At 40.3% G+C, this 12,957-nt stretch carries 15 protein-coding genes; all 15 read left to right on the top strand.

Features of this window, described 5'->3' with window-relative positions:
- Nucleotides 1-39 precede the first annotated feature (39 nt).
- The 15 genes from gatD to nuoN all read left to right on the top strand — a co-directional run bounded on the left by gatD (nucleotide 40) and on the right by nuoN (nucleotide 12,957).
- On the top strand, nucleotides 40-1,260 hold the full coding sequence (gene gatD, locus TVG_RS05985; protein ID WP_010917376.1) for a Glu-tRNA(Gln) amidotransferase subunit GatD: 1,221 nt from the start codon (nucleotides 40-42) through the stop codon (nucleotides 1,258-1,260).
- A complete protein-coding gene (gatE, locus tag TVG_RS05980; protein WP_010917375.1) occupies nucleotides 1,257-3,053 on the top strand; it encodes a Glu-tRNA(Gln) amidotransferase subunit GatE in 1,797 nt (598 codons plus the stop codon). Before gatD ends, gatE begins: the two co-directional genes overlap by 4 nt.
- Nucleotides 3,054-3,299: 246 nt before the next feature.
- On the top strand, nucleotides 3,300-3,734 hold the full coding sequence (ndhC, locus tag TVG_RS05975) for an NADH-quinone oxidoreductase subunit A (protein WP_241760266.1): 435 nt from the start codon (nucleotides 3,300-3,302) through the stop codon (nucleotides 3,732-3,734).
- Complete coding sequence (locus TVG_RS05970; protein WP_010917373.1) at nucleotides 3,722-4,195, top strand: NADH-quinone oxidoreductase subunit B; 474 nt, start codon at nucleotides 3,722-3,724, stop codon at nucleotides 4,193-4,195. Before ndhC ends, TVG_RS05970 begins: the two co-directional genes overlap by 13 nt.
- Nucleotides 4,195-4,650, top strand: coding sequence for an NADH-quinone oxidoreductase subunit C (locus TVG_RS05965; protein ID WP_010917372.1), 456 nt, complete (start codon nucleotides 4,195-4,197; stop codon nucleotides 4,648-4,650). Before TVG_RS05970 ends, TVG_RS05965 begins: the two co-directional genes overlap by 1 nt.
- Complete coding sequence (locus tag TVG_RS05960) at nucleotides 4,650-5,753, top strand: NADH-quinone oxidoreductase subunit D (RefSeq protein WP_010917371.1); 1,104 nt, start codon at nucleotides 4,650-4,652, stop codon at nucleotides 5,751-5,753. Before TVG_RS05965 ends, TVG_RS05960 begins: the two co-directional genes overlap by 1 nt.
- The gene (gene nuoH / locus TVG_RS05955) at nucleotides 5,750-6,790 is read left to right on the top strand and encodes an NADH-quinone oxidoreductase subunit NuoH (RefSeq protein ID WP_010917370.1); all 1,041 of its coding nucleotides are present in this window, start codon (nucleotides 5,750-5,752) and stop codon (nucleotides 6,788-6,790) included. The genes TVG_RS05960 and nuoH overlap by 4 nt, the downstream gene beginning before the upstream one ends.
- Complete coding sequence (gene nuoI, locus TVG_RS05950) at nucleotides 6,787-7,218, top strand: NADH-quinone oxidoreductase subunit NuoI (RefSeq protein WP_241760265.1); 432 nt, start codon at nucleotides 6,787-6,789, stop codon at nucleotides 7,216-7,218. The genes nuoH and nuoI overlap by 4 nt, the downstream gene beginning before the upstream one ends.
- On the top strand, nucleotides 7,215-7,463 hold the full coding sequence (locus tag TVG_RS05945; protein WP_010917368.1) for an NADH-quinone oxidoreductase subunit J: 249 nt from the start codon (nucleotides 7,215-7,217) through the stop codon (nucleotides 7,461-7,463). Before nuoI ends, TVG_RS05945 begins: the two co-directional genes overlap by 4 nt.
- Entirely contained in the window at nucleotides 7,456-7,674 is a 219-nt protein-coding gene (locus tag TVG_RS05940; protein ID WP_010917367.1) for an NADH dehydrogenase subunit J, read from the top strand. The genes TVG_RS05945 and TVG_RS05940 overlap by 8 nt, the downstream gene beginning before the upstream one ends.
- Nucleotides 7,675-7,986 carry an NADH-quinone oxidoreductase subunit NuoK gene (gene nuoK, locus TVG_RS05935; RefSeq protein ID WP_010917366.1) on the top strand — a complete coding sequence of 104 codons (312 nt, stop codon included), beginning with the start codon at nucleotides 7,675-7,677 and terminating at the stop codon, nucleotides 7,984-7,986. It begins immediately after the preceding gene.
- Nucleotides 7,987-7,988: 2 nt separating this feature from the next.
- Nucleotides 7,989-8,987 (top strand): NADH-quinone oxidoreductase subunit 5 family protein, encoded by a 999-nt coding sequence (locus tag TVG_RS08845; RefSeq protein WP_010917365.1) that lies wholly within the window; start codon nucleotides 7,989-7,991, stop codon nucleotides 8,985-8,987.
- The gene (locus TVG_RS08840; RefSeq protein WP_010917364.1) at nucleotides 8,932-9,987 is read left to right on the top strand and encodes an NADH-quinone oxidoreductase subunit 5 family protein; all 1,056 of its coding nucleotides are present in this window, start codon (nucleotides 8,932-8,934) and stop codon (nucleotides 9,985-9,987) included. Before TVG_RS08845 ends, TVG_RS08840 begins: the two co-directional genes overlap by 56 nt.
- 1 nt (nucleotide 9,988) lies before the next feature.
- On the top strand, nucleotides 9,989-11,539 hold the full coding sequence (locus tag TVG_RS05925; RefSeq protein WP_010917363.1) for an NADH-quinone oxidoreductase subunit M: 1,551 nt from the start codon (nucleotides 9,989-9,991) through the stop codon (nucleotides 11,537-11,539).
- Nucleotides 11,536-12,957, top strand: coding sequence for an NADH-quinone oxidoreductase subunit NuoN (nuoN, locus tag TVG_RS05920; protein WP_010917362.1), 1,422 nt, complete (start codon nucleotides 11,536-11,538; stop codon nucleotides 12,955-12,957). The genes TVG_RS05925 and nuoN overlap by 4 nt, the downstream gene beginning before the upstream one ends.

Genomic DNA, 12,957 nt, shown 5'->3' with positions numbered 1-12,957 from the left:
TGATACCACACTTATTTAATACGTTATGAATTACGAGATATGCAGAATGTAGAGATCATATATAAAAATGCCAAGGTAAGGGGTATATTAATTAATGAAGCAAATGGTCTCATAACTATAAAGGCAGATAATGGTTATAACCTTACCTTTGATAGATCTGAAGTTGAGATCTTATCAAGAGTTACTATAGAGGAAAAGAAAGAAAAAAAGACTGAAGTAGAAAGTTTTGGGACTGGTGAAAAAAGCATAAGCATACTCGCTACAGGTGGGACTATAGCCAGTAGGGTTGATTATGAGACTGGAGCAGTAAAGCCTGTATCCGATCCTAGGCTTCTATTTGGGGGAACCGAGCTAGAATCAAAGTTTAACATAAGGGTAGTGAACGTGATGAATCAACTAAGTGAGAACATGAAGCCTGCTGACTGGATTCATCTTGCAAGAAAGGTTATGGACGAAACTAAGCATTCTAGTGGTATTGTTGTATCGCATGGAACTGATACCATGAGCTATACTTCCTCTGCCTTAGCCTTTATGTTTGAGCGCCTGGCCCAGCCAATAATATTTGTTGGATCGCAGAGGAGCTCGGATAGACCTAGTTCGGACACAAAAGAAAATATGGAGGGTGCTATTAATTTTGCGGCAACAGACCTTGGCGAAGTCGGAATAGCTATGCATAAGGGCATTTCAGATGGTTCTATAGTTTTACATAGAGCTGTACGTTCAAGAAAAATGCATACATCTAGAAGAGATGCGTTCGAGAGTATAGATACCGTCCATCTTGCTGAGTACACATCCTCAGTAAGGTTTTTCTCAGATTACAGAAAAGCAGAGGAAGAAAACTTACTGCTCGATCATTTGGACGAGAAAGTTTCAATCATATATTTCCATCCTGGGTTGGTGGCTAGCGATGTGGAGAATATGATCGAGGGCAAACACGCAGTAGTTATAATGGGAACTGGATTGGGGCATATTGCAAAGGACTTAATACCTGTATTCAAAAATTTCACGAAAGATGGAAATTTCGCAATAATGACCTCACAGTGCATATACGGCTCTGTCGATATGAACGTCTATTCTACTGGAAGAGAATTAATCGCAGCTGGAGTTATATCTGCCGGAGATATGGTTCCAGAGGTAGCCTATGTAAAGGCTATGTTTACACTTGGGAACTATGGAAGAGAAGAATTCATAAATGTGTTCAACCGGAATTTAAGGGGAGAAATACTTAACAGATTGATTCCAAGAGAGGTGTATATATGACTCATCGAAATATAAAGATCGGGCTCGAAATCCACTTCCAGTTAAATACTGGGAAACTTTTTTGTAGATGTCCCGTTGAAACATCAGGTACAGAAAAATACAGATTTGAGAGGCATCTCCATGTATCAGAGAGCGAGATGGGAAGGATAGATGCAGCAGCTAAATATGAAAGTGAAAGATCCAGGACTTTTGAATATGTGGTAACAGATAATTCCTGCCTAGTTGAATGCGATGAAGATCCGCCAAAGATGCCTAACGAAGATGCCATTGCGACTGCAATTTCTGTGGCCCGAGCCTTAAATTGCGATATCCTAGATTATATAACTTACATGCGGAAAATAGTGATCGATGGTTCAAACACATCGGGTTTTCAGCGTACGGCTATAATCGGCATAAACGGGTATATTGAGACAAGCAAGGGAAAGGTCAGAATTTCCACAGTGTGTCTGGAAGAAGACGCCGCAAGAAAAATAGAAGAAAAGGAAGGAACGGTAGTATATTCGCTTGATCGGCTAGGCATTCCTCTTATAGAAATTTCAACTGAGCCCGACATAATTGATGAAGAGCATGCGGTTGAGGTTGCAAAAAAGATCGGATACTACGTTATATCTACTGGAAAATCTAGAAAAGCTCCAGATTCTGTAAGGCAAGATGTAAACTTTTCCATGGGATTCGGCCGCGTTGAAATAAAGGGAGTATCTAAACTTTCACAAATAAAGGAAGTTCTTAAGTATGAGATACAAAGGCAGGATATGCTCAAAAAAGCTTCAGATCTAATAAAACTTAGAGGGGGCTTTGACCGTTCAAGATTCTACTTTATAGATGTAACGGATCTGCTTGTGAATACAAGCTCAAAAGTGGTCAATTCTGGATTAAAAACGGGTCGGGCTTATGCAGCGCTTTGCACTAACCTAGCAGGAACCCTCAAATCTGGAGAATATAGGCTAGGCAAAGAGCTCGCAGATTTAGTTCGTGCTTATGGATTAAAAGGACTCTTGCATTCAGATGAATTACCCGGATATGGTCTTAAGGAATCGGATATTCAACCAATCTATGATCGTTTACAAAAGGATGAATTGGATGGCGTAATAATTCTCCTTTCTCCGCAAGAGAAAATCGGGATCATTGAGGAGGAAATTGCTAACAGAATAGAAAAATTGATTTCTTTGGATCTAAGTGAGACTAGAGGGCCAACTGAAGATTCAACTGTATTTCTACGGCCGATGCCTGGAAAGGACAGGATGTATCCTGAAACAGACATACCCGTAATTGCCGTAAGCAAAGATATTCTGCAGAAGAGTGATAAAATAAAGTCTGTGGGATTTGAGGATCTTGTTAGCTCTATAATTACAAAGTACGGCATTTCAAAACAAGTCGCCGAGTCGTTGGCTTCGGATATGAAGATACAGGAATTAGAAGAATTGTCGACATACTTAGACCCAAGAGAATCGGCTAGAGTATTGACTCAAATAATACCGTACCTAGAGAAAAAATATGCCAAAAAATTCGATAACAATTTAATATTTGTTCTTGTAAGGTTAATGTCAGACAGAAAATTTGATAGATACCAAGTGGAAAAGGCGCTAGAGATATTATTTAGCGAAAATAAAGACCCCGCCTTGATTGTTTCAGATGAGAGGCTGATCGAACTGACTAAGGACGAAATCTGCGAGATCATAGATAAATTGAAGAAATCCGGTATAACAATTACTAAGGCAAACGTAGTAAGCGTGTTGAAAAAGAACACCGATAGGATATTTGATCCAAGTATGGCAATTGAGTGCTTGGGCTGAATTATTATATTCCCCACATTTAAATTAGTATGTTTAAATTCAACATTCGTAAAAATAACTGTATAAGCATAAATTCGTTTAATCTTGTTTAGAATAGCATAACAGTAAACGTAAAAAGAATATTAAACGAAATGAAGTAAAACCATTCTGATATTTCTCAATCAAAATATATCGATAAACGTCATAAGCCGTGCGATAGTATTTCCTAAAAAGAAATCTTATATAATGTCAAACGATACTCTTAATATGTTAGACGGGTATATTCCGTTGCTTATAATCATTGTAGTCCTTCCGCTTGCCTTGATTTTCGGCTTCAAGATTCTGCCTGCTTTGGGTGCGAACAGGTACGGGGATAACAAGATAAGTCTAAGGACTGAAGATATACTAAAAAAAGCTGCGTATGAGGATACCCCGCCCGGTGAAGATCAAAGGTATCTCGAACCATATGAGAGTGGGGAAGTGGCTAGAGAAATATGGGGAAGGCCATCCATAAACCAATATTACATCGTTGTTTTGCTTTTCGTAGTTTTTGACGTTGATATGCTTCTTTTATTTCCATGGGCTTATGACTTTAAATCTCTAGGGCTCATTCCATTCATAGAAACCTTGATTTTCCTTGCCATGCCACTGTTTGCTGTTTATTACGCCTTTAAACTTGGTTATATGAGGTGGTTGAAATAAAGACGGGAGATGTTGGTATTGTAACAACTACGGTTGAACAAGCTTACGAATGGGCTAGGAGCAATTCTCTCTGGCCATTGACATTTGGATTAGCCTGCTGCGCCATAGAGATGATGGCAATACAGGCTTCTGATATGGATATTTCTCGATTCGGTAGTGAAATATTTAGAAATTCCCCTAGGCAGTCAGACCTGATGATAGTGTCTGGAACTGTCACGAAGAAAATGGCACCCAGGGTAAGAAGAATATACGACGAAATGCCATATCCAAAATACGTCATAGCACAGGGCGTATGTGTTATACAAGGCGGCCCGTATAACCAAGGTTATTCCGTAGTTTTGGGTGTTGATAAGGTCGTTCCTGTCGATGTTTATGTGCCGGGATGCCCACCTACACCAGAAGCGCTTACAAATGGCATAATACTACTTCAAAAGAAGATAAGGGGGGAGGCTGATAGATAATGGTAGATATACTCGGCGAAGAAAAAGGAAAGGACGGAAGGAGGATAATCAAAGTCGCAAAAGAAAATCTCCTCGCTTTGATGAGGGATCTTAAGGCACAAGGATATAATCTATCCCTTACTACGGGGGTAGATTACGTAGACCATATAGAAGTTGTTTATCATCTATATAATCTCGAGAAGAACGAGTATATAATAGTAAAAACCGAGACAACGGATAACCACGTACCTAGCTTAACTCCATTGTGGAATGCCGCGAACTGGGATGAAAGAGAAGAATACGATCTGGTAGGGATAGTATTCGATGGTCATCCCTATCTTAAGAGGCTCTTTCTTCCCGAGGGTTGGGTTGGCCATCCACTCAGGAAAAATTATGACCTTAGCAAAGCGCAGTATGTGAACATGGACGAAGAAGGAAACGATTACGTTACATTTGACCCGGAGGGCGGTTGGTAATGGAAGAGTGGACAGAGGTAAACTTTGGACCGCAGCATCCATCAATGCACGGCGTATTAAGGCTCAAAGTTAAGCTAGACGGTGAAATTGTTAAGGACGTTGAACCAATTATAGGATACCTGCACAGGAATGCAGAGAAGATCTGTGAGCTGCAATTTTATTGCGACAATATGATCTACTTTGACCGTATGGATTATGTTGCTGCTATGAACATGGAAATTGGATACTTAGAAGCGGCAGAAAAATTGCTTGACGTAGAGCCGCCAGGCAGGGCAAAGTGGATCAGAGTAATGATGGGTGAATTAAATAGGATAGCAAGCCATCTTGTCTGGCTTGGGGCCTTTGGTCTGGACCTTGGTATGCTGACACCTTTCTTCTACTGCTTCAAAGAGAGGGAGAAGATTCTGAAGATATTCACAGAGGTATCTGGATCAAGGCAGCAGCTAAATTATATGAGTATAGGTGGCGTATACCAAGACGTTACAGACGAAGCTCTAGATCACATAAAACAGTTTATAACAGAATTTCCAAAGGAGCTGAACATGATTGCTAATCTGTTCGTAAAGAATGATATATTTTTATCAAGAACCAAAGGAGTAGGTATACTATCAAAGGAGATGGCTATAGATTATGGCGTCACTGGTCCTATGCTGAGGGCTTCTGGCGTTGAGTACGATGTTAGAAAGGCAGAACCCTATTTAGTATATGATAAAGTTAATTTCGATATCCCTGTCTCTTTCAAGGGTGATAACCTAGCCAGGTTTTTAGTTAGGATAGAGGAGATGAGGCAGTCCGTTAAAATAATAGATCAAACGATACAGAAACTGCCGGCAGGCCCTTACTTTAATCAGAAGGCGAAAAAGCCTTTGATGATCAGGTTGCGTGGGCAGGGAGAAGTTTATGCAAGAACCGAATCGCCGAAAGGCGAGTTCGGGGTGTATATTGTTGGAGATGGATCGCTGAGGCCTTACAGGGTGCGTGTTAGAAGCCCTACTTTTAAGAACCTTTCAGTCCTACCAGCACTTGCTAAAGGACAGATGATTGCCGATCTTATTTCCATAGGCGGTTCTATAGATCTCGTTTTCGGGGAGGTGGATAGATGAACATACTGCTTAGGTTGCAGCTCTTCTTTCAAATAACGGGCCACTACGCTTCGTATTTCCTGGCGTATATATTCGAAACGATATTCTTTCTAATATTTGTTTTCGTCTCCTTAATAGCGATGATATACTTGTTCAGGAAATACATGGCTAGGTTGCAGCTAAGATATGGGCCCAATAGAGTAGGTAAGTTCGGAAGCTTACAGTTGATAGCTGATGCAATAAAGTTAGTTGGCAAAGAATCTATACTTCCCAAGTTAAGAGATGATTTTGCCTATAAGACCGCTCCATACATTGTTTTTATTGGTCTGGTAGTCGGCTTTATTTTAATACCGTATGGAGATTTTTACTGGATCGGATCATTAACAATAACCCACTCGGATGTCTCACTTATCCTGTTCTTTGGTGCAATTGCTATGATGCCAATAGGTGAAATATTAGCAGGAATAAGTTCACACAACAAATACGCCCTTCTAGGTGCAATGCGTGGTGTTGCTAAGGACGTTTCATTCGAAGTGCCGATGATGCTGAGTGCTATTGCACTGGTAATGATGGATTCAGCTGTAAATAAGACACCATTAGAATTTTCTTCACTGGTTTCAACTCAATTCATACCATTCGGCATTCTTCAGCCCTTAGGTCTTTTCGTATTTATGGTGGCCATGATAGCAAGATCTTCTTACACCCCGTTCGATTTATCAGAAAGTGACAGTGAAATAGTATCAGGGTATTCAACTGAATATTCAGGGATGAGATTTGGTCTCTTCTACATGGGAATGTTTGGAAGCATATTCCTCGGTTCTCTTGTGATTTCGCTTTTATACCTTGGTGGCTATAATGGGCCCTATTCATCCTACGCTGGCTTTATTTATTTGCTCATAAAAGGGCTCATCATGGTTCTTATTTCCTTCTTAATATGGCTTTCAATGCCTAGAATAAGAATTGATCGTTTTGTTAACTTTGGTTGGAAGATACTTTTGCCCATTGCAATTATAAATCTAATATGGGCAGGCTTCCTAACATTAGGGGTGATATCGTGATTGAAGTTAAAGAACCAAAAAGAATCCCATTTGTTGGGATGCTTCAGGGCATGTTTACGGTCTTTAAGCACCTATTTAAAAAGCCAATAACTGTGCAGTATCCTGAAGAAAAAGCATATACACCTCCAAGATTCAAATTTAGGATATTCCTTAGCATGGATGACTGTGTTGGATGCACACTCTGTGAACAGGTATGCCCGAATTTGTCGATTAGAATGATAGTGGTGGAGAGGAACAATCCTCACAATAAAAGAAACTTATATCCACAGGTAAACTTTGGAACCTGTACAGTTTGCAGGAATTGTGAAGAGATATGCCCGACTGAAGCTATATACTTGACACACGAACTGGAAACTGCAAGAACTAGGAATAATTTCTTCTATAGTCCCCAAGAGCTAGAAAAGACAGAAGAGGAGGTAAAGAAATGATATACACTCTTATTTTTTCCATAATAGCAGTATTTCTGATAGCGTTCTCAGTTCTTTCGGTTAAGGAGAAAAACATCACGCATTCAGCAATATACTTATTCCTATTTCTCTTTATTTTAGCCGCTGAATTTCTATTTCTAGGTGCCTCATTTGTGGCTGCAGTTGAAATTCTTGTATACATAGGTGCTGTAGTGACGCTGATCGTGTTTACAGTTATGTTAACAGGAGGTAAGGAAATTGAATAAATATCTAGCTTTAGTTTCAGCCGCATTATTCTTTATTGCTACGGCTATCCCAGTTATAGTTATGCCGGGAACTTTCGTGCCCGTCTCTCAAGACATATCGCTTATTGGGTTTTCGTTTTTCAATGTTTACATAGTCCCATTCGAACTCCTATCCGTAATTATAGTTGGCGCTGTAATAGGTGTTATGTATGTTGCAAGAGGTGAGGAATAAGTGTTTGCTGCAGCTGTTTCATTTGTTGCGCTTCTGTTGTTCACTATTGGCCTTTATGGCGTGATGACGTCAAGAGTTGGTATAAAAATGCTTATTTCTATAGAGATTATGATCAATTCAGCTATCCTATCTATAATCGGCATTGGTTCGTACTTTTATTCAAGCTCTGTACAAATAGATCCCTATGTGTTTGCTCTCTTTGCTATAGCTATCGGTGTTGTTGAATCTGCCGTAGGTCTTGGATTGCTCGTTATCGTGTATAGAAAGTTCGGCAAGATCGACATATCTTTGCTAAAGGAGATAAGGTGGTAAAGATGTTCGTTTATGGATGGATGATATTCATCGCCCCATTGCTTGGCTTTGTCTTTTCTCTAGTGATAGGCAAATTCTATAGGAAGTGGTCTGGGGCAGTTGCCTCATTCTTTATATTTTTGGCGTTAGTTTTCGCCATTTTGAGTTACTTCCAAGTTTTGAAGGGCCCTATATATAATTCGTATCATTGGTTCTACAATATTGACTACGGCATATACATCGATAATCTGGCGATAACAATGGCTATAATGGTCTCCTTCGTTTCCTTAATGATACACCTCTTTGCAATATACTACATGAAGGATGACCCCAACAAGCATGTTTATTTCGCGGAAACATCCCTATTTACAGCAGGGATGCTGGGCCTTGTAATATCCTCTAACTTAGTCCTGCTATTCTTATTTTGGGAATTGGTAGGTCTTTGTTCCTATCTCCTGATAGGATTCTGGTTCTTTAAGCCAAACGCTACTGCAGCGGCGAAAAAGGCTTTTATCGTCACAAGAGTGGGAGATTTATCATTCATAATAGGAATGTCTATTCTGTACTACTCTCTTGTTAATGTCACCGGGGATCCTCTTAGCATTCCGTATTTAATATCGCACGCCAGCTTAATCGCATCTCAGATAGGAAAGGTAAGACTTGGAATCATTGCTATATTTATCCTTGGTGCCGCCATTGGCAAATCTGCCCAGTTTCCGCTTCATGTATGGATACCTGATGCAATGGAAGGCCCTACCACAGTATCGGCGCTCATCCATGCTGCGACGATGGTTACTGCGGGAGTTTACCTAGTGGCACGCTTGTACCAGGTGTTTCTTTATGCTGCACCCTTTGCAATGTACGCTGTCGCTATAATAGGCTCATTTACTGCACTTTATGCAGGCATCCTTGGCCTGGTGGTTAACGACGTAAAAAGAATCCTTGCCTATTCCACTATAAGCCAACTTGGATATAGGCTCATTTACTGCACTTTATGCAGGCATCCTTGGCCTGGTGGTTAACGACGTAAAAAGAATCCTTGCCTATTCCACTATAAGCCAACTTGGATATATGCTTGCTGCGATAGGCCTAGGCCCAATAATAGGCAGCGTTGCCGTTTCTCTTGGAATGTTCCATCTCGTGTCTCACGCTATATTCAAGGCATTGCTCTTTATGAGTGCCGGTGCGTTCCTAATAGCCATGATGGATTTGAGGGATGCCAAACAGATGGGCGGCCTATGGAAGAGGATGCCTATAACTACCACCGCATTCTTCATAGGTGCATTGGCCTTGGTAGCTTTTCCGGGTACATCTGGCTACTTCTCTAAGGATCCAATCATATACGCATCGTACAATTACTTCACTTCTGCTCCCTCTTTTGCCCATATATGGCCATTCCTCTTCCTAATGATTGGCTCACTGCTAACTACCCTATATACCTTTAGAATGTTCTTTCTTGTAGCAACTGGAAAGCCAAGATCAGTTCTTGCCGAAAGGGCAAAAGATCCTCCTGTGCTTGCAACGATACCGCTCATGATCCTTTCTCTGTTCGCACTAATACTCGGTATATGGCAGGTTCCGTTCTATAAATTTGTTGCACCTACGTTAGATGGCGTTGCTGCAGCAATTAGAGTTCCAACTGCACCGGTTTACATATCTACATTGCCAGCAATACTTTTAGCTATAGGCTTCTTCGTAGATCTCTACATATATGGTTTCGAGAAATGGAAGACCTGGGATATATCTAAGACCTGGTACTATAAACTAGTGAAAAACAAATTCTATATTGATGTGCTCTATACAAGAATAATCTCAGAGCGGGTTATACTACCACTTTCTGCCGCCTTTAGCGGTTTCGAGAACAAATATAATAGTGCTGTGAACGATCTTGGCTCAGATACTGTAACACTGGGTTCATATTTCAGGAACTTGCAGAACGGTGTCCTAGAAAACTACGTGGCTGTACTTATTCTAGCCGCTATAGTTATCTTTATTATAGTGGAAATTGTGGAGCTGATGTAAGATGTTTGCATTGATTATTCTAATTTCAGCAATAATATTTGGAATAATTTCTTATTTCACTGGTAAACACGCTAAGGAAGTATCCGCTGTACTCTCTGGCATACTTCTACTAGAAATAATCGCCTATTCCATAATGAGATTTTCATCATACTCTGGTGGCTTCATATCCAGGTATTCAGTTGTAATTTCCAGCAGTTTAGGCCTCTCATTCAGCATCGCTGTCTCTGGGCTGACAGATGCTCTTTTGATCCTTAGCGCCGTTGTTATATTAATCGCAGTCCTAATAACTGACAGGAATTACGGTTCCGCCTTTTTTGGCCTAGAGATGACCGTACTTGCAGGTCTAATAGGTTTACTTATATCGAGGGATTTCCTCTTTTTCTACATATTCTGGGAAGTTGTGTTGATACCCGTTTACTTCATGATAGGAAGGTATGGGATTGGGAATAAGAATTCGATATCCCTCAAGTTTTTTGTCTACACACATATAGGTTCAGTGTTTATCTTGCTGTCAATATTTACCCTTTATTCTCAGTCTTATGTTTATCTTGCATCTCCTACATTTGAGATAGGCCCACTGATGTCTATCCTCCCAAAACTTTCATTATTTTACAAGGGTTTCGTGATATTTGGCTTCTTGTTTGGTTTCCTGGTTAAGATGCCGTCATTTCCTATACACTCATGGCTTCCGGATTCCTATTATTCTGCTCCATATCCGGGCAGTGTGATACTTGCGGGTGCAATATCTATGATGGGGGGCTATGGTCTGTTCGGTATAATGATAGAATCATACAAAGCTCTTGACGTATATGTATTGTACCTGCTTATAGCGCTTGGAATAATTAGTCTAATATATTTCGCTTTGACGGCCATGTTCCAAAGAAATATAAAGAAGATGATGGCCTTTGCAAGCGCCTCTGCAATGGGTTTCGTTACAATTTCATTTGCCGCCTCTATTCTTGAAACTTCTGGTATAGATTACAGCGTAAGGGCACTAGAAGCAGCAGGAGGCATGTTCCAGATAGTCGCACATGGCTTGATAATGTCCCTAGTATTCTCAGCGCTATACTATATATCTAGAAATACTAAGACTGACTCGGTTTACGGCCTCGGAGGCATTTACAGAGAAGCACCTAAACTTGCATCGCTTACGCTAGTAGGCTTACTTGCCTCGCTTGGCTTGCCAGGTTTTGCGGGATTTATTGGAGAATTTTCGATAGTGGTGGGCGTCTTTCAGACTGTCAGCTGGTATATCTTCCTTATAATCTTCGGGATGATAATTACAGCTTCCTACCACATATGGACTGCCCAGAGGTCCTTATATGGGCCATACAATGAAAACCTTGGCTTTATAAGGGATATTAACAGTGGGGAGTTTATGATTCTTATCTTCTTAGTGCTTGTTATATTTGTTCTTGGAATTTATCCCAATCTGATCTTTGCTAATCTTGTCAATTATACAAATACTTCCCTTTCAATATCCGTAGAACCTGCTCTTCGAACGAATGTTGTCGCTTTTCTTGAAGCGCACGTATTTGAGGTGATGCAATGAGTCTTATTTCTATATTTATACCAGAGATACTGCTTGTTATTATGGGTTTCATCGTACTTGCTGTTGGTATGTTCATACAGAGTGGAAAGGCCTCAGCAGCTATCTCATTTATTACGCTGATAGCTGCACTATTATCTGTATTCTTTATACCATACGATTCTTCCTATGGTATCACTGTAAACAAGTTTTCAGTTTATTTTTCAGCTGTTCTCATAATATCAGCACTTTTTATCAGTTTACCTATGTATAGGTACGTTAAAAAGAGGCCAGAAGTCTTCTACGCTTCACTAATATTCTCAGTAATTGGAATGGTCATAGTAGCTATGACCTGGAATCTCGTAATAGCCTTCGTTGCTTTCGAATCCGTAAGTATAATGACCTACATAATGTCTGCATATGGCGGTAAGCAGAGGAACCTTGAAGCCACTATAAAATACTTTTTTACAGGCACGATTGCGACTACTTTCATAATATTGGGTATAGGCTTCTACTTCTTTTCAGTACATACGTTTTCTCTTTCCCCTGTTTTGAACGGATCTAGCATAAGCTATTATTCAGGGACAAAGCCTGAATTCTTACTGGCACTGCTGTTCCTTCTCATAGGGTTTGGATTCAAGCTTGCAATATTCCCGATGCATCAGTGGGCAATTGATGCTTACGATGGAACAGAAAACGGGGTTTCCGCTTATTTGTCAACTGGGACTAAGATAATGGCCTTTGTACTAGTTCTAAAGATATTCCTCGTTGGTTTCCAGTCTTTCCCAACACCAGTATATTACATGTTTACTATAATAGCAATAATAACGATGACTTATGCCAATGTTGCCGCTCTCTCTCAAATGAATGTAAAAAGGCTCCTGGCCTACTCTTCCGTTGCCCAGGCAGGCTATATGATACTCGTAATTTCTGTTGTTTCATATGTAGGACTTGGATCTGCTAGGTCAGTCAGTCTTGCTATAGCAGCTGGTATGTTTTATGCATTAGTTTACGTGTTTATGAAGGGCGGTTCTTTCATCGCTATGAACATGGTTAAGGAAGACAATATTACATTCGAAAACATTTCCGGCCTTGGCAAGAAGTCACCATATGTAGCCGCTAGCTTCTCTATACTTCTTCTATCACTGGCTGGAATTCCATTGACTGGTGGCTTCCTCGCCAAGTATTTCCTGTTCCTGTCAGTAATCGATTCAGGCCTTTGGTGGCTAGCTATTATAGCTATAATAAACAGCGCTATATCGGTATTTTATTACATGAAAGTTATGAGATACTTATTCTGGGAGGAACCTAAGGGAGAATTTTCCACGGATATGGGAAATAAAGCTGCCGTGATAGTTTCAGCAGCTATAGTTGTATTCCTCGGTGTTTTTTATGTGCTTTTCCCTGTTCTAGTTGGAATATCCAGCCAAATAGTGGGGTGA

Origin of the sequence: Thermoplasma volcanium GSS1 (assembly GCF_000011185.1) — an archaeon.
Classification (GTDB): Archaea; Thermoplasmatota; Thermoplasmata; order Thermoplasmatales; family Thermoplasmataceae; genus Thermoplasma; species Thermoplasma volcanium.
Note: the sequence above shows the minus strand (reverse complement) of the source record. Positions and strands in the feature narration are given on the sequence as shown.

What these genes read in the sequence shown, in the direction of transcription:
- ndhC (WP_241760266.1), top strand. Translation starts at nt 3,300, where the DNA reads ATGTTAGACGGGTATATTCCGTTGCTTATAATCATTGTAGTCCTTCCG.
- nuoH (WP_010917370.1), top strand. Translation starts at nt 5,750, where the DNA reads ATGAACATACTGCTTAGGTTGCAGCTCTTCTTTCAAATAACGGGCCAC.
- TVG_RS08845 (WP_010917365.1), top strand. Translation starts at nt 7,989, where the DNA reads ATGTTCGTTTATGGATGGATGATATTCATCGCCCCATTGCTTGGCTTT.
- gatD (WP_010917376.1), top strand. Translation starts at nt 40, where the DNA reads ATGCAGAATGTAGAGATCATATATAAAAATGCCAAGGTAAGGGGTATA.
- nuoN (WP_010917362.1), top strand. Translation starts at nt 11,536, where the DNA reads ATGAGTCTTATTTCTATATTTATACCAGAGATACTGCTTGTTATTATG.
- TVG_RS05960 (WP_010917371.1), top strand. Translation starts at nt 4,650, where the DNA reads ATGGAAGAGTGGACAGAGGTAAACTTTGGACCGCAGCATCCATCAATG.
- gatE (WP_010917375.1), top strand. Translation starts at nt 1,257, where the DNA reads ATGACTCATCGAAATATAAAGATCGGGCTCGAAATCCACTTCCAGTTA.
- TVG_RS05925 (WP_010917363.1), top strand. Translation starts at nt 9,989, where the DNA reads ATGTTTGCATTGATTATTCTAATTTCAGCAATAATATTTGGAATAATT.
- TVG_RS05965 (WP_010917372.1), top strand. Translation starts at nt 4,195, where the DNA reads ATGGTAGATATACTCGGCGAAGAAAAAGGAAAGGACGGAAGGAGGATA.
- TVG_RS05945 (WP_010917368.1), top strand. Translation starts at nt 7,215, where the DNA reads ATGATATACACTCTTATTTTTTCCATAATAGCAGTATTTCTGATAGCG.